The 23,354-nt window shown below is 66.8% G+C and carries 26 protein-coding genes; 17 read left to right on the top strand and 9 right to left on the bottom strand.

The features are described 5' to 3' along the window. Positions 1-13 precede the first annotated feature (13 nt). Both GPX89_RS36395 and GPX89_RS36400 read right to left on the bottom strand, forming a co-directional pair. Positions 14-1,030, bottom strand: a complete 1,017-nt coding sequence (locus tag GPX89_RS36395; protein WP_157392274.1) for a zinc-dependent alcohol dehydrogenase family protein — start codon at positions 1,028-1,030, stop codon at positions 14-16. A gap of 118 nt (positions 1,031-1,148) precedes the next feature. Continuing rightward, positions 1,149-2,024: a LysR family transcriptional regulator gene (locus tag GPX89_RS36400; protein WP_235948918.1), complete on the bottom strand. Its 876-nt coding sequence runs from the start codon at positions 2,022-2,024 to the stop codon at positions 1,149-1,151. 123 nt (positions 2,025-2,147) lie between these two features. Here GPX89_RS36400 and GPX89_RS36405 point away from each other — a divergent pair, with 123 nt between their 5' ends. The 5 genes from GPX89_RS36405 to GPX89_RS36425 are packed head-to-tail and all read left to right on the top strand — an operon-like array spanning position 2,148 to position 7,195. Further along, a complete protein-coding gene (locus GPX89_RS36405; protein ID WP_157392275.1) occupies positions 2,148-3,596 on the top strand; it encodes a form I ribulose bisphosphate carboxylase large subunit in 1,449 nt (482 codons plus the stop codon). 32 nt (positions 3,597-3,628) lie between these two features. Further along, positions 3,629-4,051 carry a ribulose bisphosphate carboxylase small subunit gene (locus GPX89_RS36410; RefSeq protein WP_157392276.1) on the top strand — a complete coding sequence of 141 codons (423 nt, stop codon included), beginning with the start codon at positions 3,629-3,631 and terminating at the stop codon, positions 4,049-4,051. 25 nt (positions 4,052-4,076) lie between these two features. Further along, the gene (locus GPX89_RS36415) at positions 4,077-5,165 is read left to right on the top strand and encodes an AAA family ATPase (protein ID WP_328602708.1); all 1,089 of its coding nucleotides are present in this window, start codon (positions 4,077-4,079) and stop codon (positions 5,163-5,165) included. 16 nt (positions 5,166-5,181) lie between these two features. After that, on the top strand, positions 5,182-6,258 hold the full coding sequence (locus GPX89_RS36420; RefSeq protein ID WP_328602709.1) for a class 1 fructose-bisphosphatase: 1,077 nt from the start codon (positions 5,182-5,184) through the stop codon (positions 6,256-6,258). A gap of 58 nt (positions 6,259-6,316) precedes the next feature. Then, on the top strand, positions 6,317-7,195 hold the full coding sequence (locus GPX89_RS36425; protein WP_157392278.1) for a phosphoribulokinase: 879 nt from the start codon (positions 6,317-6,319) through the stop codon (positions 7,193-7,195). A gap of 65 nt (positions 7,196-7,260) precedes the next feature. Here GPX89_RS36425 and GPX89_RS36430 read toward each other — a convergent pair whose 3' ends face one another. Then, the gene (locus GPX89_RS36430) at positions 7,261-7,848 is read right to left on the bottom strand and encodes an HdeD family acid-resistance protein (protein WP_157392279.1); all 588 of its coding nucleotides are present in this window, start codon (positions 7,846-7,848) and stop codon (positions 7,261-7,263) included. Between the two features lie 71 nt (positions 7,849-7,919). Next, positions 7,920-8,591, bottom strand: a complete 672-nt coding sequence (locus GPX89_RS36435) for a YoaK family protein (protein WP_157392419.1) — start codon at positions 8,589-8,591, stop codon at positions 7,920-7,922. 186 nt (positions 8,592-8,777) lie between these two features. Here GPX89_RS36435 and GPX89_RS36440 point away from each other — a divergent pair, with 186 nt between their 5' ends. Both GPX89_RS36440 and GPX89_RS36445 read left to right on the top strand, forming a co-directional pair. Beyond that, the gene (locus tag GPX89_RS36440) at positions 8,778-9,944 is read left to right on the top strand and encodes a thiolase family protein (RefSeq protein WP_157392280.1); all 1,167 of its coding nucleotides are present in this window, start codon (positions 8,778-8,780) and stop codon (positions 9,942-9,944) included. Positions 9,945-10,332: 388 nt separating this feature from the next. Then, positions 10,333-11,442 (top strand): winged helix DNA-binding domain-containing protein, encoded by a 1,110-nt coding sequence (locus tag GPX89_RS36445; protein ID WP_328602711.1) that lies wholly within the window; start codon positions 10,333-10,335, stop codon positions 11,440-11,442. Here the strand turns inward: GPX89_RS36445 and GPX89_RS36450 are convergent. Continuing rightward, the gene (locus GPX89_RS36450; RefSeq protein WP_157392282.1) at positions 11,386-11,631 is read right to left on the bottom strand and encodes a hypothetical protein; all 246 of its coding nucleotides are present in this window, start codon (positions 11,629-11,631) and stop codon (positions 11,386-11,388) included. The genes GPX89_RS36445 and GPX89_RS36450 overlap by 57 nt on opposite strands. Before the next feature lie 143 nt (positions 11,632-11,774). Here GPX89_RS36450 and GPX89_RS36455 point away from each other — a divergent pair, with 143 nt between their 5' ends. Beyond that, positions 11,775-12,917 carry a serine hydrolase domain-containing protein gene (locus tag GPX89_RS36455; protein WP_157392283.1) on the top strand — a complete coding sequence of 381 codons (1,143 nt, stop codon included), beginning with the start codon at positions 11,775-11,777 and terminating at the stop codon, positions 12,915-12,917. 23 nt (positions 12,918-12,940) lie between these two features. Further along, a complete protein-coding gene (locus GPX89_RS36460; RefSeq protein WP_328602712.1) occupies positions 12,941-14,119 on the top strand; it encodes an FAD-dependent oxidoreductase in 1,179 nt (392 codons plus the stop codon). 13 nt (positions 14,120-14,132) lie between these two features. Here the strand turns inward: GPX89_RS36460 and GPX89_RS36465 are convergent, their stop codons facing one another. Both GPX89_RS36465 and GPX89_RS36470 read right to left on the bottom strand, forming a co-directional pair. Beyond that, the gene (locus GPX89_RS36465; protein ID WP_157392285.1) at positions 14,133-15,014 is read right to left on the bottom strand and encodes an SGNH/GDSL hydrolase family protein; all 882 of its coding nucleotides are present in this window, start codon (positions 15,012-15,014) and stop codon (positions 14,133-14,135) included. Positions 15,015-15,154: 140 nt separating this feature from the next. Further along, positions 15,155-16,399, bottom strand: a complete 1,245-nt coding sequence (locus GPX89_RS36470) for an MFS transporter (protein WP_328602713.1) — start codon at positions 16,397-16,399, stop codon at positions 15,155-15,157. Between the two features lie 112 nt (positions 16,400-16,511). Here GPX89_RS36470 and GPX89_RS36475 point away from each other — a divergent pair, with 112 nt between their 5' ends. The 6 genes from GPX89_RS36475 to GPX89_RS36500 all read left to right on the top strand — a co-directional run bounded on the left by GPX89_RS36475 (position 16,512) and on the right by GPX89_RS36500 (position 20,454). Further along, positions 16,512-16,886 (top strand): ArsR/SmtB family transcription factor, encoded by a 375-nt coding sequence (locus tag GPX89_RS36475; protein WP_157392286.1) that lies wholly within the window; start codon positions 16,512-16,514, stop codon positions 16,884-16,886. A gap of 19 nt (positions 16,887-16,905) precedes the next feature. After that, positions 16,906-17,313, top strand: coding sequence for an NUDIX hydrolase (locus GPX89_RS36480; protein WP_157392287.1), 408 nt, complete (start codon positions 16,906-16,908; stop codon positions 17,311-17,313). A 138-nt stretch (positions 17,314-17,451) separates the two neighbouring features. Then, complete coding sequence (locus tag GPX89_RS36485) at positions 17,452-18,573, top strand: NAD(P)H-dependent flavin oxidoreductase (RefSeq protein WP_157392288.1); 1,122 nt, start codon at positions 17,452-17,454, stop codon at positions 18,571-18,573. Between the two features lie 99 nt (positions 18,574-18,672). Next, complete coding sequence (locus tag GPX89_RS36490; protein WP_328602714.1) at positions 18,673-19,179, top strand: hypothetical protein; 507 nt, start codon at positions 18,673-18,675, stop codon at positions 19,177-19,179. A gap of 208 nt (positions 19,180-19,387) precedes the next feature. Next, positions 19,388-20,194: an HNH endonuclease family protein gene (locus GPX89_RS36495; protein ID WP_157392290.1), complete on the top strand. Its 807-nt coding sequence runs from the start codon at positions 19,388-19,390 to the stop codon at positions 20,192-20,194. Between the two features lie 35 nt (positions 20,195-20,229). Beyond that, positions 20,230-20,454, top strand: coding sequence for a hypothetical protein (locus GPX89_RS36500; protein WP_157392291.1), 225 nt, complete (start codon positions 20,230-20,232; stop codon positions 20,452-20,454). A 3-nt stretch (positions 20,455-20,457) separates the two neighbouring features. Here the strand turns inward: GPX89_RS36500 and GPX89_RS36505 are convergent, their stop codons facing one another. After that, positions 20,458-20,910 carry an SRPBCC domain-containing protein gene (locus tag GPX89_RS36505; protein WP_157392292.1) on the bottom strand — a complete coding sequence of 151 codons (453 nt, stop codon included), beginning with the start codon at positions 20,908-20,910 and terminating at the stop codon, positions 20,458-20,460. A 62-nt stretch (positions 20,911-20,972) separates the two neighbouring features. Between GPX89_RS36505 and GPX89_RS36510 the strand changes: the two genes are divergently transcribed. Next, a complete protein-coding gene (locus GPX89_RS36510; protein WP_157392293.1) occupies positions 20,973-21,500 on the top strand; it encodes an NUDIX domain-containing protein in 528 nt (175 codons plus the stop codon). Here the strand turns inward: GPX89_RS36510 and GPX89_RS36515 are convergent. Then, positions 21,465-22,061, bottom strand: coding sequence for a TetR/AcrR family transcriptional regulator (locus GPX89_RS36515; RefSeq protein WP_235948920.1), 597 nt, complete (start codon positions 22,059-22,061; stop codon positions 21,465-21,467). The genes GPX89_RS36510 and GPX89_RS36515 overlap by 36 nt on opposite strands. 39 nt (positions 22,062-22,100) lie before the next feature. Between GPX89_RS36515 and GPX89_RS36520 the strand changes: the two genes are divergently transcribed. Then, positions 22,101-23,345, top strand: coding sequence for a KasA/KasB family beta-ketoacyl-ACP synthase (locus GPX89_RS36520; RefSeq protein WP_157392295.1), 1,245 nt, complete (start codon positions 22,101-22,103; stop codon positions 23,343-23,345). The last annotated feature ends 9 nt before the right edge of the window (positions 23,346-23,354 follow it).

The raw sequence follows: 23,354 nt of genomic DNA on the forward strand, positions 1-23,354 counted from the left end.
GTGCGCGTTTCGATCAAGGCAACAATAGCGCCTTGATGGCGCGCCGCTCGTCCATCGCCGCGTAGCCCTCGGCGACCCGGTCCAGCGGCAGGGTCAGGTCGAAGACCTTGCCCGGTTCGATGTGACCGTCGAGGACCCGGCCGATGAGGTCGGGCAGGAATCGGCGCACCGGCGCCGGGCCACCGCGCAGCCCGACGTGGGTGCGGAAGAGCTCGTCACCGCCGATCTGGATGCCGTGCGGGACGCCGACGAATCCGACCGTCCCGCCGACGCGTGTCGACTGGCGGGCCTGGGTCATGGATTCGGCGGTACCCACACATTCCAGCACCGAGTCGGCCCCGACCCCGTCGGTGAGTTCCTTGATCCGGGCCACGCCCTCGTCGCCACGCTCGGTGACGATATCGGTGGCCCCGAAGTCGAGCGCCAGCTTCTGCCGCGCGTCATGCCGACTCATCGCAATGATCCGCTCGGCCCCGAGCTCCTTGGCGGCCAGCACCCCGCACAGCCCGACGGCCCCGTCCCCGACCACCGCGACCGTCGATCCCGCCCGCACCTCGGCGGCTACCGCCGCGTACCACCCGGTCCCCATGACATCGGACAGCGTCAGCAGACTGGGCACCAGCCCCGCGTCCGGCTGCTCGGGCAACGCGACGAGAGTCCCGTCGGCCAGTGGAATCCGGATCAGCTCCGCCTGACACGTCCCCATGAACCCACCGTGCATACAGGCGGATTGAACCCCGTAACGGCAATTGGCACAGGTGTTGTCGGAGTAGGCGAACCCACCCACCACGAACTGCCCCGCCCGCAACGACGCAACCTCCGCCCCCACCTCCTCCACGATCCCCACATACTCGTGCCCGATCGGCCGCGGCTCGGTAACCGGATTGATCCCGCGATAATTCCACAGGTCAGACCCGCAAACACAGGTCGCGACGGTCCGAATGACCGCGTCGGTCGCCTGTTCGATCCGAGGATCGGGCCGCTCTTCGAACCGAATATCGAACGGGGCATGCAGAACGGTGCCACGCATGAGCTCTCCTGTTCGCCGCCGAACGCCGGAAGACTCGCCTCGAACCATGCTAGCCACCCATTAGCTAATGCCTACATTCCGGGTGCCCGGAGAGCGCTACCTGTGCACGGAACGGGGTTCAGACGCCTCGGAAGGCCTTGTCGCCGACTCGTTCCGGGTCGGTGATGTGGGAGAGGAACAGGCGGGCGGTGGGGGTTGGGGTGCGGGTGGTGACGACGTGCCAGGGGCGGGTCAGGGGGGTGCCGTCGACGGTGAGTTCCTCGAGGAGGCCGGCGGCCAGGTCGGTCGCGATGGCGTCGGAGTGGATGAGGGTGATGCCGAGGCCCTCGCGGGCGGCGGCGATGGCCGCGCCGTGGGTGCCGAGCGTCAGTGTGGGCGGGCGGATTTGGAGGCGGTCGAAGAGGGCGAGGGTGGTGTCGCGGGTGCCGGAGCCTTTGCCTCGTAGTAGCCAGGTGGCTTCGCAGGGGTCGGGCCAGAGGTTGGGGGCGCCGACGACGACCAGTTGGCAGGGGCGGCGGGCGCGGGTGACGAGGCCGGTGTCGCGGGGCGGGCGGCCCGCCACCACGAGATCGGTTTCGTGGTGGGTCAATTCGAGGAACAGGACGTCGCGGGGCTGGATGGAGAGGCCGAGTTCGATGTCGGGGTAGCGGTTGCGGAAGGAGGCGAGCAGCCGCAACAGGACGTACTCGCCGGCGGTCGCCACCACGCCGATGCGCAGGCGACCGGTCTCGGCCTCGCGCACCGCCGCGTGCGCTTCCTTCATCAGCCCCAGGATGCTGCGGCAGTAGTCCGCGTAGACCCGGCCCGCCTCGGTGAGCGCGATGCCGCGCCCGGATTTGGCGACGAGTTTCGCGCCGAGTTGTTTCTCGATGTGTGCCACGGCCGCCGAGGCGGCGGCCTCGGTGATGTGCAGCTGCGCGGCGGCACGGCGAATGCTCGAGTGCTTGGCAACGGCGAGAAAGGTTTCCATGCGCACCGCGCTCACCGTACCCATACTCAACGGTAGCAAACCCGACTAAAAGGTTGAGCGAGAACAGAAACAATCGAATTGTTTGTCGTTAACGACCCCGTCATCCTGGGAATCGCAAGTGACCCAACCCGGTTCGCAGGAGGAAAGATGGCGGGATCTGCCGATGATCAGCGCGGCCGGTGGGATCCGGGCGTGCAGTCCTACGCGTCGATGGGATACTACGCCCCGGACTATCAGCCCAAGGACACCGATGTGCTGGCCGTGTTTCGGGTGACGCCGCAGCAGGGCGTCGATCCGGTCGAGGCGTCGGCGGCCGTGGCCGGCGAATCCTCCACCGCGACATGGACCGTCGTCTGGACCGACCGGCTCACCGCGCACAGCCGCTACCAGGGCAAGTGCTATCGGGTGGACGAGGTCCCGGGCCGTCCGGGCGAGTACTTCGCCTATGTCGCCTACGATCTGGACCTGTTCGAGGAGGGCTCGATCACCAATCTCACCTCCTCGGTGATCGGAAACGTGTTCGGTTTCAAGCCATTGCAGGCATTGCGCTTGGAGGACATGCGGATTCCCGTCGCATATGTCAAGACCTTTCAAGGTCCTGCGCACGGAATTGTTATGGAGCGCGAATACCTCAACAAATATGGGCGCCCGCTGCTCGGCGCGACGGTGAAACCGAAACTCGGTCTGTCGGCCCGCAACTACGGGCGCGTGGTGTACGAGGCCTGCAAGGGCGGTCTCGATTTCACCAAGGACGACGAGAACATCAACTCGCAGCCGTTCATGCGCTGGCGTGATCGTTTTCTGTTCGCCATGGAGGGCGTGAACCGCGCGATTGCCGAAACCGGTGAATTGAAGGGTCATTACCTCAATGTCACGGCCGCCGACATGGAGGACATGTACGAGCGCGCCGAGTTCGCCAAGTCGCTGGGCAGCTGCATCATCATGATGGACCTGACCGTCGGCTACACCGCCATGCAGTCCATGGCCAAGTGGGCGCGCCGCAATGGCATGTTGCTGCACCTGCACCGGGCCGGGCATTCCACCTACACCAGGCAGAAGACGCACGGCGTGAGTTTCCGGGTGCTCGCCAAGTGGTGCCGCCTGATCGGCGTGGACCACATCCACGCGGGCACCGTGGTGGGAAAGCTGGAGGGCGACCCGCATACGGTGCGCGGATTCTATGACACCCTGCGCGACGGCCATGTTCCCATGAATCCGGCCAACGGCATCTTCTTCGATCAGGATTGGGCGAGCCTGCCGGGCGTCATGCCGGTGGCCTCGGGCGGTATTCACGCCGGGCAGATGCATCAACTCCTGGATCTCTTCGGCGACGACGTGATCCTGCAATTCGGCGGCGGCACCATCGGCCACCCGATGGGCATCGCCGCGGGCGCGGAGGCCAACCGGGTAGCGCTCGAAGCGGTCGTCAAGGCGCGCAACGAGGGTCGCGATCTGCTCAAGGAGGGCCCGGACGTGCTGCGCCGCGCGGCCGAGATCTGCCGTCCGCTCGATGTCGCCCTGGCCACCTGGGGTGATGTCACCTTCGACTACACCTCCACCGACGCCCCCGACGCCGTTCCGACGGCGACGCGCTGAAGCCCCAACGACCCGAAAGGCACGGAATCCCCATGCATCTGCGTCAGGGCACCTTCTCGCACCTGCCGGAACTCGACGACGCCGAGATCGCCGCGCAGGTCCGCTACGCACTGCTCAACAACTGGCCGGTGTCCATCGAGTACACCGACGACCCGCACCCGCGCAACAACTACTGGGAGATGTGGGGCCTGCCGCTGTTCGATCTCGACGAGCCCGACGGCGTGCTGGCCGAGATCAACGCCTGCCGGGCGACGTTCCCGCGCCACTACATTCGCGTGAACGCCTACGACGCGTCCTACGGCCGCCAGACCACGGCCTTGAGCTTCATCGTGCAGCGTCCGGCCCACGAGCCGGGCTTCCGCCTGGATCGCACCGAATCCGATGATCGCCGCCAGCATTACGGCTTCCACGCCTATGCGACCGACGATCGTCCGGGCGAAAGGTATGGCGGCTGAAGACGTTTCGGGACGGGAGGATATCGTGAGCACGGAACGCCCCGCGGTTCCGGACGGCCGGCAGCCTGCAGCCGGCCGTCCGGCGGGCGGGTTCCAGATGCACCGGCCCGGGGTCACGAGCCCCGGAACGGTGCGCGGTACGGCCGCCGATGGCCCTCCCGGACCGGAGGATTCGGCGGCCGACCACCTGAGCCCACTCCCTGACGACGCGCTGTTGGATCTGTCGACCGACATCGCCGGCAAGGACGTGGAGGACACACTCACCCGCCTGGATTCCGAACTGGTCGGCCTGGCGAATGTCAAACGGCGTGTGCGGGAAATCGCGGCCCTGCTGCTCATCGATCGCGCCCGTCAGCGCTTCGGTCTTCAGGCTACCCGCCCGACCATGCACATGAGCTTCACCGGCGGACCCGGCACCGGCAAGACCACGGTCGCGCTGCGCATGGCCGAGATGCTGCACGCCCTCGGCTACATCCGTAAACCCAAGGTGCACACCGTCACCCGCGACGACCTGGTCGGCCAGTTCATCGGCCACACCGCCCCCAAGACCAAGGAGGCCCTCGCGAAGGCCGCCGGGGGAGTGCTGTTCATCGACGAGGCCTACTACCTGTTCCGTCCCGAGAACGAGCGCGACTACGGGCAGGAGGTCATCGAGATCCTGTTGCAGGAGATGGAGAACGAGCGCACCAGCCTGGTCGTCATCTTCGCGGGCTACCCGGACCGCATGGAGACCTTCTTCTCCGCCAACCCGGGCCTGTCCTCCCGCGTCGCCCACCACATCGAATTCCCCGACTACACCCACGAAGAGCTCATGGCCATCGCCGAACTCATGGTGCGCCAGGAGAACTTCCGCTTCGATCCCGATGCCGCCGAAGCCTTCTCACGCTACCTCCGCCTGCGCATGGCCCGCCCCCGCTTCGCCAATGCCCGCAGCGTGCGCAACGCCCTCGACCGCTGCCGCCTCCGCCAGGCCAAACGCCTGGTCGAACTGCATCGGCCGGTCGGCCGCACGGACCTGATCACACTGACGGACAGCGACGTCCTCGGCAGCAGTGTGTTCGCGGACGCCCCCGCCGACTCGAACGGGTCCACCGACGAGGGGGCCTCTCCATGACGAAATGAGAGCGACTGTGCCCGAAGGATTGAAGACCCTCACCCGCTACACCATCGAATCCGAGCATCGGCACCCCGGATCGTCCGGAGAGTTCTCGGCGCTGCTGAACGTGGTGGCGACGGCGACCAAGATAATCGGCAACCAGGTGACCCGGGGAGCGATCGTCGGCTCCCTGGGCGCTTCGGATGCCGAGAATCTGCCGGTCACCGTGCATCGGAAGATGGACGCCATCGCCAATGACATCATGGTGGCCGAATCACAGTGGACCGGACCGCTGTCGGCGCTGGTGTCCGAGCAGATGCGCGAATGCCATCCGGTGCCCAGCGAGTACCGGCGCGGGAAGTATCTGCTGGCCTTCGATCCGCTGGACGGGTCCAGCAATATCGACGTGAACCTGCCTGTCGGAACGATTTTCAGTGTGCTGCGCGCACCCGAGGACGGGCGCGAGGCGACCGGGGACGACTTCCTGCAGCCGGGAGTGCGGCAGGTGTGCGCGGGATTCACGCTGTACGGGCCCGCCACCATGCTGGTGTTGACGGTGGGCGACGGGGTCGACGGCTTCACCCTCGATCGCGAGGTGGGCGCGTTCGTGCTCACCCATCCGCGCATGCGAATCCCCGACGACACTTCGGGTTTCGCCATCAATGCCGCCAACGAGCGCTTCTGGGAGCGCCCGGTGCGCCGCTACGTCCACGAATGCCTCGAGGGCCTGGACGGCCCGCGCGGGCGTGACTTCAATATGCGCTGGGTCGCCTCGCTGGTGGCCGACACCTTCCACATCCTCACGCGCGGTGGGCTCTACATGTATCCGCGCGACACCCGGCACCCGGATCGTCCGGGCCGGGTCTCGCTGCTGTACGGGGCCAATCCCATCGCCTTCATCGTCGAGCAGGCCGGGGGCGCGGCCACCACCGGGCACGAGCGGGTGCTCGACGTCCAGCCCGAGGAGTTGCATCAGCGGATCCCGCTGATCTTCGGCTCGCGCAATGAGGTCGAGCGGATCGAGCGCTATCACCGCGAGCCGGACGAGGGGCAGAGCTTCGACGCCTCCCTCTTCGGTTCCCGCTCGCTGTTCCGTTCAGCCCGCCACTGAGCGTTCCGTGCGCAGCCAGCGCGCGAAACCTGCTGTCCGGCAATTGAGGAGGAGCCACATGTCGGTGAAGCATCCCGTGGTCGCGATCACCGGGTCGTCCGGTGCGGGGACGACCAGCGTCACGCGAACCTTCCAGGAGATCTTCCGCCGCGAGGGAATCAACGCGGCCATCGTGGAAGGGGATTCGTTCCATCGCTTCGACCGCAACGAGATGAAACTGGCCATGGCCGAGGCCGAACAGCAGCGCAACCTGACCTTCTCGCATTTCGGGCCGGAGGCGAACCTGCTCAGCGAGTTGGAGTCGCTGTTCCGCGAGTACGGGGAGACCGGCGTCGGCGGGGTGCGGCGCTATCTGCACGATGACGACGAGGCCAAGCCGTTCGGGCAGCCCGCGGGCACGTTCACACCCTGGGAGGAGCTCGCGCCGGGCAGCGATCTGCTGTTCTACGAGGGCCTGCACGGCGCGGCGGTGTGCGAGGACATCGATGTGTCCCGCTATGCCGATCTGCTGGTCGGCGTGGTGCCCATCATCAATCTGGAGTGGATTCAGAAGGTCCACCGGGACAAGACCGAACGGGGTTACTCCAGCGAGGCCATCATCGACACCATCCTGCGGCGCATGCCCGACTACGTGAAGCACATCTGCCCGCAGTTCTCGCGGACGTACGTGAACTTCCAGCGCGTGCCGACGGTGGACACCTCGAATCCGTTCACCGCCCGCACCATTCCGACCGCGGACGAGAGTTTCGTGGTGATCCGTTTCGCCGACCCGAAGGTGATCGACTTCCCGTATCTGCTGTCCATGCTGCACGATTCGTTCATGTCGCGGCCCAACAGCATCGTGGTGCCGGGCGGCAAGATGGACCTGGCCATGCAGCTGATCTTCACGCCGCTGATCCTGCGGCTGATGGACAAGCGGCCCAAGCGTTTGCGTTGAGAACGGCTGTCCGGCAATAGGAAACGGCGGCCGCCCGCAGGGGCGACCGCCGTTCGAATTTCGAGTCAGAGACCGGCCGGAACTTTCTTCGCGTCGCTCTTGACCATGAAGGCCGAGACCACCTCGAAGACGCCGATGGCGATCAGCCAGCAGCCGACCACGACCACCAGGGCGGTGATCGAGCGGAACGGCTCCACGATCAGCAGACCACCACCGACGATGAGCAGGATGCCGAACAGGATCTGCCAGCCCCGGCCCGGCACCGCCGCATCCGACATCGCGGCGACGAGCACCGCGGTGCCGCGGAAGATCCAGGTGATGCCGATCCACAGCGCCAGCAGACCGATGGCCTGGAACTCGTTGCGGAAGCAGAAGAAACCCAGAATGAAGGACAGGATCGCGGTGATGAACGACAGCACCCGCATCCAGGTGCTGATGTGCAGGCCGAACGCCGCGATCAATTGGAAGACACCGGACACGAGCAGATAGATACCGAACAGGACACCGGCGACGACCAGGGTGGGTCCGGGCCACACCAGGACCAGGATGCCCAGCACCACCGAGAGAATGCCGGTGACCAGGATCGACTGCCACGCACTGCGGGCCAGTGCTTGGACCGGCCCTTCGTAAACTCCCTCTTTGCTGGTTGTCATGTTCAGCAGAATATGACCAGTTAGGGCGAATTGCGCTTAATTAGCCAAGTGTTGCGCGGCTGTGACGCGGTTCAACCCTCGTCGGCGGTGAGCCGGGCATTTCGGCGCACCCAGCGAATGTCCGCGCGCCAGGTGTAGCAGGCCACCAGCAGCGAGCCGACGAACGCGGCGTTGAGCATGTAATAGCCGTCGACCACCAGTGACACCAGGCCGCCGATGAGTGCGCCCGCGGCGAACGAAAGATATTGCGTCGCATAGCCGAGCCAGTCGCGCGCACTGCCGCCGCCGGCCACGTGACGTTCCACGCCCTGCGCGAACTTCACCAGCGTGCCGGTGATGTAACTGACCGGGATGGACACCTCGCCGTTCTTGACGAACGAGGTGTTCAGCGCGCCCATGCCGAAGGCCACGAACAGGATCGGGGCCAGGCCGATGCCGCGCTCCTCGAGGAAGAAGTCCACGACCGCCGCGCCCAGCAGCGCGCCCGTCGTGAGCATGGTCGCGCCATGCGGGTGATTGGTCCACCAGTAGCGACGGCACAGCGAGGCCACGAAGACACCGGCCAGGAAGCACACGATGATCGAGGCCGCGCCCAGCGCGAGAGTGTGGTCGCCCGCGAAATTGCCCAGCACCGCGCGTTCGGTATTGCCGGTCATGAAGGTGACGAAGTAACCCTCGGAGTGGGTGTACGCGGCCGCGCCGACGAATCCGGCCAATATCGACAGCACGACCGACAGCCGCATCTCGAGGTCCCAGAAGGGTTCGGGGTTCCGATTGCGTGTCGCAGTCACAGCAACAGGCTAGCAATCTGAATCACGGTGCCTGGGAGGTGAAAATCCGGACGGCTGACGGCGCGCCCGCGGTGGGGTACAGTGCATATGTTAACCGGAATTCGCGTCCGGTCGGTTCAGCTGGAGCAAGGAGAAGTCATGACTTCCGCCGTCATCGTCGACGCTGTCCGCACCCCGTCCGGCAAGGGCAAAAGCGGTGGCGGCCTGTCGGAAGTCCATCCGGCCACGCTGCTGTCCGGGGTGTTGCAGAACCTGGTCGAGCGGACCGGCCTCGATCCGGCGCTGGTCGATGATGTGATCGGCGGTTGCGTCACGCAGAGCGGCGAGCAGGCGTTCAATATCTCGCGGACCGCGGTGCTGGCGGCCGGATTTCCCGAGGCCGTACCCGCCACGACCGTGGATCGGCAGTGTGGATCGTCACAGCAGGCCGCCCACTTCGCGGCGCAGGGCGTGATCGCCGGGGCCTACGACATCGCCATCGCCTGCGGCGTGGAATCCATGTCGCGGGTGCCCATGTTCTCCAATGCCCAGGGCAAGGACGCCAACCGCGGACCCATCGCCCACCGGTACCCGGACGGGCTTGTGCAGCAGGGCATTTCCGCCGAGGTGATCGCCGCGCGCTGGAAGTTCGACCGGGCCGCGCTGGACGAATTCGCGGCCCGCTCGCACCGATTGGCCGCCGCCACGGCCGCATCCGGCGGGTTCGACAACGAATTGGTCGCCGCGGGCAGCCTCACCGCCGACGAGACCATTCGGCCCAGCACGACTGTCGAGGGCCTGGCCGGATTGCGGCCCGCCTTCGTCGACGCCGAGTTCAAGGCCCGGTTCCCGGAGATCGAATGGTCGATCACCCCGGGCAACTCCTCGCCGCTGACCGACGGCGCGTCCGCCGCGCTCATCATGAGCGAGGAGAAGGCGACCCAGCTCGGTATGAAGCCCCGCGCCCGCTTCCACTCCTTCGCCGTCATCGGCGACGACCCGCTGCTCATGCTGACCGCCGTCATCCCGGCCACCCGCAAGGTGCTGGCGCGAGCCGGATTGTCCATCAACGACATCGACGTCTACGAGGTGAACGAGGCGTTCGCCCCGGTCCCGCTGGTCTGGGCGCACGAACTGGGCGCCGACCCGGCAAAACTGAACCCCCGCGGCGGCGCGATCGCCCTCGGCCACCCACTCGGCGCCTCGGGCACCCGCATCCTGACCACCATGCTCAACCACCTCGAACAGACCGGCGGCCGCTACGGCCTGATGACCATGTGCGAGGCAGGCGGATTGGCCAACGCCACCATCATCGAACGCCTCTGACCCCGACCGCGGCCAGCGATGGGCTCGGCGCGAACGGCGTGTCAATACCTCTGGGCGGCAAGCGATCTACTGCCGACCAATTGCGTCAGAGGAGGACGCGCCACATGTTCCGGAGTAGCGCCATGATCATCGCCGCAGTCGTCGCGGTGGCACTCGTGTCCGGGTGCGGCGAGCGCTCGGGCACCCGCGCCACGCCAGATGGACAGCAAGTCGTCACCACCGGCAAACCCCCGGAATATAGCCCAGAGGGCAGCGTGACTGCGGGCTCGCAGCCCAGCGCGGAGCCCCGCCGGCCACTGTTCACCCGGGCAATGGCTCCGCTCACGGCCGGTGTCGGTGGCCGGCCGTAGTCTTGGCCGGATCTGGTGGACCGGGTGAGGGAGGCGTGGTGCGGGTTTCGTGGGATCAGGTGTTCGGCTGGCGGGTTCAGCGGCAGTTCGTGGATCCGTGGACCGAGGGTGATGCCGTAGCCGTGGCCGAGCGGCTGTGCGGGATACAGGCGCAGGTCACCTCGGCGGCGGAAACCGCTGTCGCGCTGCGCCGTTCGGCGGGTGAGCCCGGGGCGGTCGTCGCGGCGCTGGGGGAGGGGAGGCTGATCAAGACCTGGGCGATGCGGGGGACCCTGCATGCGCTGACCCCCGAGCTGGGCGCCGCGGTGCTCTCGCTCATGGGATCGGCTCGGACCTGGGAGAAGCCCTCCTGGACCAAAGCCGCGGGTGCTACACCGCAGGATGTCGCGGCCCTGGTGAAAGCCGTCGGCGAAATACTCGACGGCCGAGTGCTCACCCGCGACGAGCTGGTCGGCGAGCTGATCGTCGAACCCCGATTCCAGCCCCTCGAAACGCATTTGCGCTCCGGCTGGGGTTCCATGCTCAAGCCGCTGGCCTGGCAGGGAGCCCTGTGTCACGGCCCGAATCGCGGCACAGCGGTCACCTTCGGCAATCCCGCGAACATCATTCCCGAGTGGTCCGGAATCCCGGACCCGGACCTAGCGGCGCCACTCGTCATCCGCGCCTACCTGGGCGCCTACGGACCCGCGACGCCGGAAATCTTCAACAACTGGCTGACGCGCGGCTTCCTGAGCAAACCGACGGTGCGACGCTGGTTCTCGGAACTGAGCGATGAACTGACCGAAATCGACGTCGAAGGTCGCAAGGGCTGGTTCCTCACCGACCTCCTCGACGAACTGGCCGGTACCAAGCCGACTTCCGAGGTCCGCCTCCTCGGCCAGTTCGATCAGTACGTCCTGGGCCCCGGCACCGGCGATACGGCCCTGCTGCCCGGCGACCACCGCGCCAAGGTCAGCCGCACCGCAGGCTGGATCTCACCCCTGGTGCTGACCGGCGGACGAATCACCGGTACTTGGGATCTCGACAAGGACGAACTGGTCGTCTCGATGTTCGACGGAGCACCGGTGCCCCACTCGCGGATCACCCGGCAGCTACCGCGCATCGGCAGAGCCATCGGCCGAACTGTCGCCGCGGTTCGATCCGCCTGAGACCGGCCCGAACCAGCCCAGCAACCGGAACGCGACCACACTCGCGACGGCGCTCGCCCCGAGCGACTGCGTCCAAGGCTCGACATGATCGAAGTTGACGATGAAGCTGATCAGGTTCGCCAGGCACAACCCGGCGGTGACGACCAGCGCCACCAACGGCCGCCAGGACTCCCGACGTGATTCCGACATCCCGATTCCCCCGAATCCCCTGTGCACGAAACACTTTGGACGTGACGATACTACGCTCGTCCGAGGTCGCCAAGTCGATTCTCAGGGGTGGTCTCAGGGATTGTCCGGATGTCCTTGCCCGTGCCGGTCCCTACCGTCGAGATATGCGAATCGTGCCGACGGTGACAGTGGTGGCGCTGCTGGGGGCGGCGGGGTGCGGGGGTGTGTCGCAGGAGGGGCCGCAGCCGGTGTCGAGTACGCCGATGGCGGTGTCGGCCGAGCGGGTCGATCGGATTCGGACCGATATCGATGGGATGGTTCGTGGCGGGACCACCGGGGTGATCGCCACTCTCACGGAGAACGGGCAGACGGTGACGCTGACCGCGGGGGTTGGCGATCGCGCGAGCAAGGCGGCGATTCCGATGGCTCCGCCGCAGCAGGTGCGGGTCGGCAGTATCTCGAAAACCTTTGCGGCGGCACTGCTGCTGCAGTTGGTGTCGGAGGGGAAGTTGCGGCTGGACGAACCGGTCGACACCTATCTGCCGGGACTGCTGACCGGGGAGGGAGTGGACGGGCGGGTGATCACCGTGCGGCAGATCCTGCAGCATCGCAGTGGATTACCGGAAATCGCGGATGATCCGGAGCTCGACGAGACGCGGGCGGTGGCCGAGGGACGGACGTTCACCCCGCAGCAGGAGATCGCCATCGCGCTGCGCAAACCTGCTCAGTTCGCGCCGGGAGCGCGGTTCAAGTACACGAACACCAATTTCATCGTCGCGGGCATGTTGGTTGAGAAGATCACGGGCCGAACGTATTCCGACGAGCTGACCGGGCGAATCACCACACCCGCACAGCTGCCCGACACCTATCTGCCCGGCCCGGGTGAGCTGGGATTCCGCGGTCCACACTTGCAGGGCTACACCGTGATCGCGGGCGTGCCCACCGACGTAACCCGCTCCGAGCCGTCGATCGCCTGGTCCGCGGGCGGTATGGTCTCCACCGGCAACGATCTCAACCGCTTCTTCCTGGCATTGCTCGCCGGCAGGATCGTCGCCGATGCCCAACTGCGCGAAATGCTGGCCACCCAACCGCGTTCCGCCGATGCGCCCTTCGAGTACGGGCTGGGCATCGGTTCCACACCGCTGCCGTGCAATACGCAGTACTTCGGCCACGTGGGCGAGATCGTCGGCTTCACCACCGTTTCCGGAGCGACCCGCGACGGCCGCGCGGTGACCATCGCCCTCAACGATTCTCCCGACAAGGAACCGGACTTCACCAACCTCCTCGGCGACGCTTTGTGCCCCTAGAGCCACCCCTTGCGCAGTGCTGTGTGGTCGGGGGCGGCCCCGCGGGCGTGATGGCCGGGCTGCTGCTCGCCCGTGCCGGGGTCAAGGTGACCGTCCTCGAGAAGCACAAGGACTTCCTGCGCGACTTCCGCGGCGACACCGTGCACCCGTCGACCCTGCGCCTGCTGGACCAACTGGGTCTGGGGGAGCGGTTCGCGCGCCTCCCGCAGCGCAAGCTCGAGCGGATGTGCATGCGGGTCGCCGATCGCACCGTGGTGGCCGCCGATTTCGGCCGGATCCCCGGCCCGCACCGCTACATCGCCATGGTCCCGCAGTGGGACTTCCTCGACCTGCTGGCCGACGCGGCCCGATCCGAACCCACGTTCACCCTGCGGATGGCGACCGAATTCACCGCTCTGCGCACCGAATCCGGCCGCGTCACCGGCGTCGCGTTCCGAAACCCGGACGGTACCGTCGAATCCCTGACCACCGACCTCGTCCTGGCCTGCGACGGCCGCGATTCGGCCGCCCGCGCGGCCGCCGGACTCGAGCAGCACATGTTCGATGTCCCCATGGATGTCTGGTGGCTGCGCATTCCGGCCGAGGCGGGGGATCGCCATGATTCCCAGGTCTTCGCGCGATTCGCCAACGGCCGCGCCGCCGTCACCATGGACCGCGGCGACTACTACCAGACCTCCTACCTCATCCCCAAGGGCTCGGACGCCCGCCTGCGCGCCAACGGAATCCAATGGCTGCGAGACGAACTCGCCCTGCTGTTCGGCTGGCAGCCCGAGTTGCTCTCCGCCCTGCGCGACTGGGACGACGTCAAACTCCTCGAGGTGACCATGGGCCGCCTGCCCACCTGGCATCGTCCCGGCCTGCTCTGCCTGGGCGACGCCGCCCACACCATGTCCCCGGTGGGCGGCGTCGGGGTGAATCTCGCCATCCAGGACGCGGTGGCCGCGGCCCGCCTGCTGAGCGGGCCACTCCGCACCGGCACCCTCACCGATTCCGATCTCGCGAAGGTCCAGCGCCGCCGCCGACTCGCCACCGCGTTCACCCAGAAATCTCAACTCTCCGAACACAAGATGCTCCTCGAGCCGTCGCTGTCCGGCACCCTGGATTCGGTCCCGGTCCCGTTGCGCCTGGTAGATCGGATCCCGGCTTTGTCGGCGCTCACCGCCTACCTCGGCGGTATCGGTATCCGCCCCGAATCGGCCTGAGCGCGGCGGGTGCTCATCCCGCGATCTGATCGCGGATTCCCGCCGCCACCGCTTCATCGCCGCGCACGGACGGATGGAATGGTATGGCGGTGGGGTCGCGTGGATCCTGATAGTCGTTGAGCCACGGCTGTTCTGTGCACAGTCCGTGGCCGGCGGTCACCGCGCGGGAATCGAAGAACTCGACGCCCAGTAGCCGTGCCGCCTCTCGTTGAGCCTGATCGAGGCGGTCCAGGGATTCGATGGCCGCCTGCCCGCGAGGCTGGATGAAGCGCACCGCGCCGAAGGCGTTGAAGCACACCGCGTCCTGCCCGATGCGGAAGAATTCCGGATATCCGACGAGCACGATCCGCGCGTTCGGGGCGTAGTACTTCACATAGGTGATGACATTGGCGAGGCGTTCGGCGTACTTCGCGCCGGTCAGATTGCTGTCGTCCACGATGCGGTTCGCCGCGGCGGCCTCGGTTCCGCATCCGCGAATCAGATCGAGGACGCATTGCTGCAGGGCGTACCAGAGGGTGGTGTCGTTCGTGCCCCAGCGGTCGTTCAATCCGAATTGCAAGGCCACCACCTTGGTTCGCGGTCCGAACGCGCCCGCCTGGTCGGCCTGTTTCGCCTCCCAGGCGGCGGTGTAGCTCGGCGGGGTGTCGATGGACGCGCCCGGACACGACAGGTCGAGGTAGTCCGAGGCGTCGGCCTCGCCCATCAGCTTGCTCAATTGCGTGGGCCATGAAGTGTCGCCGTGCCGGCACTCCTGCGAATCCACCGCCCAGGCATTGGCGCTGAACGAGTCGCCCAACACCACAAGCTCTCGGCTGTCGGCCGGAGCCGCCGTCCCCATCCCCGCCGCACAGGCCGAAACGCCCACGGCCAACACCACCGCGATCCAAGACCTCATGACCACCGCCCGAAAAAACTGAACCGAACACATTTCATCTACCCGTGAGTCAAGCACCCGCCGCGCTGTCGTGCTGGATTCCACGATCGATTCCGGCCCCCCAGTTCCTCTCCCCCCGGATCTGGGGGGAGGACATCGGTTCAGGCGGGGGTGAGAACTCCGCGGTTGCGGATCATCAAGATGGCCGCGACGAGCGAGAGGCTCAGCAGGGTCAGGGCGAAGATCGTCGCGCCCGTGGACAAGCCGACGAGGTCGCTGAGGTATCCGGCACTGACCGGTAGCAGACCCGCGGGGATGTAGCCGCCGATATTGAAGGCCGCGTTGGCTTCCGCCAGCCGCGCGGCCGGGACCGCGTGACCCAGCAGCGACAGTCCACCCAATTGGCCGAGTCCCTGTCCCGCGCCCGCGAGCAGGGCCGACCCGATGAGGAAGGCGGGGGATTGGGTGTGGACCGCGATCACCAGTCCCAGCATGGCCAGCGCGGTGGTGGCGGCGGAGATCGTCATGGTTACCGGGCGTGGCAGGGTACGGGCGGCGAACTGGACGGCGGTGGCGGTGAAGAACATCGCGAAGGCCATGGCACCGGCGAGGATTCGACTGGTGGTGCCGAGCAGGCCGGACAGCAGCGCCGGACCCAGGGACAGCACGAACGACGTGGCCGTGATGCCGGGCGCGAACACCGCGACACCGAGCAACAGCTGACGACGGTTCTCGGCGGGGACGCGAGGCACACGGATCCACGACCCCGCACCCCGGTGCGCCGGACGGCCGAGCGGCATGCGCAGAACAGTGATGAAAGCGGTGGCCAGCAGCGCGATCTCGACCACGAAGACGGTCGCCGTCGGAGCCGGGGCGGTCTCGGACAAGATGCCGGACAGCAGCGGGCCGACGCCCGCACCGAGAACCATGGCGGTCGAGGCGAACAGCGCACCGAGGTGTTTGCGTTCGGGTCCGGCCACGTCGGTCACCGCGGCCATGCCGGCCGAGACCGCTGCGCCGACCGCGATACCGGTCAGCAGCCGGGCGATCATCAACGCGAGCACGTTCGGCGCGGTCGCGAAGATCAGGCAGGCGACCGTGGCGAGGATCAGCGCCGGAATCAGAACCGCCTTGCGGCCGAGCCGGTCCGAGGCCACGCCGGAGACCAGCAGCGATCCCAGCAGGCCGACGATGTAGAACGCGAAGACCACGGTCATCGTGCCTTTGGAGAATCCGAAGTCCCGCTGCCACAGCACATACAGCGGCGTCGCCGCGTTCGAGAGCACGAAGACCGCGGTCACCGGCCATGCCGCCAGCCAGATCCACCATTTCGGGGTCGGGTGGTGTTCGGCTTCGAGGTTGACCGGCTTCGTGTCGTTCGCCGGACGGGATTGTGTCGCAACCACTTCCACTACCTCCACTTAAAGTTCGAAAAGACTCGAACTAGTACGAATGAAGTCGAACATAGCATGCTGTACGATGAAAGTCGTACAAGCGCCGACAGTGAGGAGTTCGCCGATGCCGACCAAGGCGCCAGCCCCGCGATTCACGCTCCCGCCCGAGCCGGCCGCGACTCCCGAACCGCTGCCCGAGCCGGGCGTCGACGAGCTGCGCCTGGAGACCGTCATGGGCGCACTCAGTGACCCGCTGCGGATCTTCATCGTGCAGAAACTGCTGCTCGACTCCGAGGCGTACGACCACCCCTGCGGCTGGTTCGGCATCGACCGCCCGAAATCCTCACTGACACACCACTTCAAGGCGCTGCGCGAAGCGGGTATCACCCGTCAGCGCCAATATGGCCTGGAACGCCGCAGTCAGGTCCGCATCGACGACCTCGAAACGCGCTTCCCCGGCCTGCTCGCCCTCGTCGCCGCCTGGCGGCCCGCGGACTGAGGCCCGATAGGCTGCGCGAATGCGGACGGAGCGCGAGCAGCGGCTGATCGACACGGTGGCGTGGGTGCGGATCGAGGAGGGCCGGATCCTGTGCGCGCGACCGCGCGGCAAGGACGTCTTCTATATCCCCGGCGGGAAACGCGAAGGCGCGGAGACCGATCTGCAGACGCTGATCCGAGAGATCCGCGAGGAGCTGACGGTCGAGATCGCCCCGGACTCCGTCGCCCATGTCGGCACCTACGAGGCGTTGATCCCCGAGGCCGTCGTGCGCATGGCCTGCTATACCGCCGACTACTCGGGCACCCTCGCGGTCAGTAGCGAGATCGAGGAAATCGCCTGGTTCACCTACGCCGATCGGCCGCAGGTGCCGCCGGTGGACCAGCTGCTGTTCGACGATCTGGCGGCCGATGGCCTGCTCGCGGGCTGATCAGAGGCTAAAACTGGAACACGTACATACTGCGTACTCGCCGGTAATCATACAAAGCCTGGTCAATTTGTAGAACATGTTCTAGCGTGGTGAGCACAACGTTTCCAGTGTCGGAAAGTTCAGAGGAGCCCACCACACATGCGTACCGAGATCTGTGATCGCCTCGGCATCGACGTGCCCATTTTCGCCTTCACCCACTGCCGGGACGTGGCCGCCGCGGTCAGCAACGCGGGTGGTCTCGGCGTGCTCGGCGCGGTCGGGTTCACCGCCGAGCAGCTCGAGGTCGAGCTGCAGTGGCTCGACGAGCACGTGCAGGGCGTCTACGGCGTGGACCTGGTCATTCCTTCCAAGTACGAGGGCAAGGGCGTCGAGGGCCTGACCCCCGAGGAGCTGGAAGCCCAACTGGCCAAGCTGGTTCCGCAGGGGCACCGCGATTTCGCGGAGAAGATCCTCAACGACCACGGCGTGCCGCACCTGCCGCCGGAGGAGAAGCACAACCAGCTGCTGGGCTGGACCGCCACCACGGTCGCCCCGCAGATCGAGGTGATCCTCGAGCACCCCAAGGCCAAACTGGTCGCCAACGCGCTGGGCACCCCGCCCGATGACGTGATCAAGCAGATTCAGGACTCGGGTCGTCTCATCGGCGCGCTGTGCGGTTCGGTCAAGCACGCGCTCAACCACAAGAACGCCGGGCTGGACTTCGTGGTCATGCAGGGCACCGAGGGCGGCGGCCACTGCGGCGAGATCGCCTCGATCGTGTTGTGGCCGCAGGTGATCGACGCGATCGGCGATATGCCCGCCCTCGCCGCCGGCGGCATCGGCAACGGCCGTCAGGTCGCGGCCGCGCTGGCCATGGGCGCTGCGGGCGCGTGGACCGGTTCGCTGTGGCTGACCGTCGAAGAGGCGAATGTGCCTCCGGCGCAGATGCAGACCTACATCGACGCCACCAGCTCCGACACCGTGCGCTCGCGCTCGTGGACCGGCAAGCCGTGCCGCATGCTCAAGAACGACTGGACCGAGGCGTGGGAAGCGCCGGAGAACCCGAAGCCGTTGGGCATGCCGCTGCAGATGATGGTCGCCCTCGACGGCGTCAAGCGCGGCCACCGCTACCCGGAGCAGGCCAAGGACGTGAACTTCAACCCGGTCGGCCAGGTCGTCGGCATGATGAACAAGATGGAGCGTTCCGCCGACGTCGTGCAGCGTCTCATCACCGAGTACCTGGAGTCGTGCGAGCGGCTGAACAAGCTCAACAACGCCTGATTCCGTAGGCGAGTCCGCCTGATCGGCAGGTGATTCGGCGCGCCGGGCAGGGATTGTCCGGCGCGCCGACGCGTATTCGGACGATCGACCAGCGTTAGTGTGTGGGTCATGGGGAAGGTCGAACGGGTGCTGCGGGCGGCGTACTTCGCGCTGCTGTCGGTACCGGTTGCCTTCGCGCCCACCGGGGTTCGGGCCCGGGTTGTCCGGCGGATCTTCCGGACGCCGTTCGCGCTGCGCGAGCCGGGCTGGTGGCGGACCCTCGCGCATTCGGTGCTCAGCCTCGCTGTCGGACTGGTCGCCTGGTTCGCGGCGTTTCTCATGATCCTGGCCGCGGTGCGCGGCATCTTCTATCCGCTCATCGCCGCGCACGACTACCAGCATTCCTGGGGCGGACCGACATTGGCGGGCGCCTGGGCCGTCCATTTCGCCGGGGGAGCGCTGCCGTTCCCGCTCTGGGTGCTGCTGATCGCCGGGCTCGGCGTCCTCGAACAGCGTCTCGCCCAACGGTTGCTGAGCCGCAGCGGGCCGTGGTGGCCACTGCCGGTGGCGGTCGTCCTGTTCGCGGGCAGCGTGCTGTTCTTCATAGCCTGGTGGCATCAGATCTAGCGCGACACGGGCAACGCGCCGGGCTGGGACCGGAATTGCCTGCACCGTCATTGTTTTCGATCTTGCGGCACCTCAGCATGGAATAGCGGCAGATGTGCCGTATGTCCTGGTCGCGGACCCGGATGCCGGAGACCCGGTGTGACGCCTGTCTCCGAAACCGCCGTGCGGCTTGCTGTTTCGGGCCACTGATTGCCAAGGTTTGCGGGATATGTTGCAGAAGCTACGTTCATCCCCCGCGCTGCGTCGCGCGCTGCAAGCGGCGCTGTCCCTTCTCGTCGTCATCGCCGTCACCGCCCTGGTCGCCGTCCTCGAAAAACACGGAGGCACCGGCAAATCCGCGGATTCGAGCGGACCGCCCGCCCCGTCCGGCCCGGTGCAACCGGCCGGATCGGCCAAGGAGATCACCAGCCTGCTGGGAAAACTCAAGGTGGCCGACGAAATGCCGATGACCGGCTACTCGCGTGATCGATTCCCGCACTGGGACACCGAGAAACCTGAACACGGATTCGGTGACACCTTCGCGCAATACAGCCGCTGCACCACCCGAGATGTCGTGCTGCTGCGCGACGCGACCGGGCCGGTGAAACTCGATCCGAGCAGCTGCAAATTGACCGTCGGCAAGGACGGCGGCTGGCGCGACCAGTACGGGGTCATCGACAAGAAGACCAATGCCCTCAAGACCTACAAGTGGACCACCGATTCCTCGGGCCTCGATATCGACCACATCGTGGCATTGGCCGAGGCCTGGCGCTCGGGCGCGGCGAACTTCGACGACGACACCCGCCGCCACATCGCCAATGACGCACTGAACCTGGTGATTTCCGATCCCACCGCCAACCGTTCCAAGGGCGACCAGGATCCGTCCACCTATATTCCGCCCGGGAATTTCCGGTGCGCCTATATCGCGCACTACATCCAGGTGAAAGTAAAGTACGGATTGAACGTCGACGCCAAGGAACAGACCGCATTGCAGACAGCCGTCAAGGACTGCACCGCCAAGGGAGAATTCACATAGTCGCCATCGTCGAAATCCGCACCGAAGCAGCCGTCATGACCCGGGAAGAGGGAACGGTATCCGGGGATCTCGATGTGACGCTGGATTATTCGGGCCAGGGGCTGGTGCGCTATCGCGGCACCGCCACCTGGTACACCATCGGCAATCTGGAGGACGAACAACCACGCAGCTGGTCCAGCGTGCAGGACCTGGCCACCGCCATCGAAAACGAGAGCGGCAGCCGGGATTCCGCCGGCAACGTCGTGCCGTTCGAGGCGTGAGCCTTAGTCGCGCACGGCTTTCAGGGCCTCGGCCCGCGACTTGACCGCGTCGGTCATACCCGTGAACCCGGTGGTCAGCGCGCCGCCCAGCAGGCCGGAGACCACCGGGGCCAGCGGGCCGTTGAGCTGGAAGTGCGACACGTAGCGGGTGCGGCCGTCCGCGAGCGCGGTCACGGTGTGCGAGCGCTCGCTACTGAGCAGGCCCAGCGGCGCGGGCTTCATGCAGTAGCTGAATTCCTCACCCGGCGTGTGGGAGCGGATGAACTCGCGCTGCTGCTTGGGCTTGGGTCCGACCAGCCGCACCTTCATATCGATCGGCGACCCCGGCTCGAGCGTGGTCTTGCACTCGAGGCAGAAGGGATTCCACTCCCCGTACTTCTCCACGTCGGTCAGCACCTGCCACACCAGCTCGGCGGGCGCGTCGATGTCCACGGTCTTATCGATGACGAAGGCCATGCGAGAACAATACTGAAACCAGTTCTAAAAGGTGACCCGGGCGTCCCCGGTACGGTCGAGCCATGACGCTCGCCGACCGCTACCCACTCCTGCACACCCCCGCCCGCTGGGAATGGGGCGGTCTGGACGTCCAGTTCTCCACCGACCTCCCGCCCGACGATCTGGTCACCAACATCCACGTCGTCTGCTTCATCGGCGACGACATCGTCCTGTGCCGCGACGACCGCGACCACTGGATCCTCCCCGGCGGCACCCGCGAGGCCGGCGAATCCATCGAATCCTGCGTGATCCGCGAACTCGCCGAGGAGGCCGGGGCCGAATTATCCGGCCCCATCCACCCTTTCGGCGCCCACTACGCCACTACCGACCGGCCCACCCCGTACCGCCCCTGGCAGCCCCATCCCCATAAGGCCTGGCTCTGGTGCACCGCCGACGTCATCCTCACCGGCCAACCCACGAATCCCGCTGACGCCGAACAAATCCTGGAAGTCCGCTCGTTCCCCCTCGTGGAAGCAGTGCGCTACGCGGGCAGCGACGGCTCGTACCACCCCGAACTAATCACCCTGGCCGCCGAACTCCATCGGCGCTGAATTCGGGATGGCCTGGGCGATCAGGAGGTCTACGGCGCGGCCGACCCGGGCGGTGTCGCCGGTGACCCACCAGTCCTGAATCAGCCCGCGCATGCCGGAGATCAGCAGGGTGGCGGAGGCTTCGGGGTCGGGGATGGTGGCGTCGATCCGGGTGAGGGAGTTGGTCATCGCGGTGATGAGCACTTCGATGGCGTCGGTCGCGTAGTCCTTGAAAGGGCTGTTGGGGACGGTGGCGGCACCGAGGACCTGCAGGAGTACCGGGAGGCTGTTCGCGAATTCGCCGGCGGTGTTGATCGCGAAGGACGCGGAGAGGCGTTCGCGGAGCAGCTGGGCGGAGTCGATGCCGGAGAAGAGGGCGGGGATGTCGGGGCGCTGGGTTTCCAAGGCGGCGACCAGCATTGCCTCTTTGGTGCCGAAGTAGTGGATGAGCATGCGCGAGCTGGTGCCGAGGTATTCGGCCAGGGGGCGTAGGGAGAGTTCGGCCAGGCCGTGGTCGGCGATGTAGGCGATGACGCCTTCGAGGAGTTGGGCGCGGCGGGCATGGTCGAGTGGACGGGGCACGGGTTGACTGTAGCGGGTGCTACAGGTATCCATGTCGGCATGGGTGTAACAACTGGTACAGAAACTCGGTCGGCGGTGGTGGTGACCGCGATGGCGGCTACCACCTGCCTGGGAGCCGATCTGGAGTCCACATGGACCCGGCTGCTCGCCGGGGACAGTGGGATCGGTCCGCTCACAGACGATTTCGTCACCGACAACGACCTGCCGGTGCGGATCGGGGGACGGCTGGTGGCCCAGCCGGGGGAGCGGCTGACCCGGATCGAGCAGCGGCGCATGTCCTTCGTACAGCAGTTGGCGCTGGTGCTCGCGCGGCAGGCGTGGCAGGAGGCGGGGACGCCCGAGGTCACGGCCGAACGCCTCGCGGTCGCCGTCGGCACCGGACTCGGTGGTGGTGAGGCGTTGGTCAATGCGGTCGAGTCGATGAAGGCCGGGGGATATCGCAAGGTGCCGCCGATGACGGTGCCCATGGTCATGCCGAATGGGGCCGCGGCCACCGTCGGACTGGAGATCGGGGCCAAAGGCGGTGTGTACGCACCGGTTTCGGCCTGTGCGTCCGGGGCGGAGGCCATCGCCCACGGCTGGCGGCTGATCACCACCGGAGAGGCGGACGTCGTGGTCGCGGGCGGCGTGGAGGGGCACATCGACGCGGTCCCGATCGCCAGCTTCGCCATGATGCGGGCCATGAGCACCCGCAATGACGAACCCCAGCGCGCCTCACGGCCTTTCGACAAGGACCGCGACGGGTTCGTCTTCGGGGAGGCGGGCGCCCTGCTGGTGCTGGAATCCGAGGAACACGCGCGGGCGCGCGGCGCGACCGTTCTCGGCCGGGTGCTCGGGGCGGGCATCACCTCGGACGGCTATCACATCACCGGCACCGCACCGGACGGCGACGGTGCGGCCCGCGCGATGCGCAAGGCCCTCGCGACCGCGGGCTTGACCGGCGACGACATCGACCACGTCAACGCCCACGCGACCGGTACCCAGGTCGGCGACGCCTCCGAGGCCAAGGCGATCATGGCCGTCACGCCGAAAGCCTCGGTGTACGCGCCCAAGTCGGCGCTGGGGCATTCCATCGGCGCGGTCGGCGCGCTCGAGGTCATGCTGACGTTGCGGACGCTCAGTGAGCAGATCATCCCGCCCACATTGAATTTCGAAGCAGGCGACCCGGACACCGACCTGGACGTCGTCGCGGACAAGCCGCGGTATCAAGAGCTGCGCTACGCGCTGAGCAACTCCTTCGGCTTCGGCGGGCACAATGTGACGCTCGCCCTGGGGCGCGCCTGAACGGCTTGC

Source organism: Nocardia terrae (assembly GCF_009760405.1).
Classification (GTDB): Bacteria; Actinomycetota; Actinomycetes; order Mycobacteriales; family Mycobacteriaceae; genus Nocardia; species Nocardia terrae.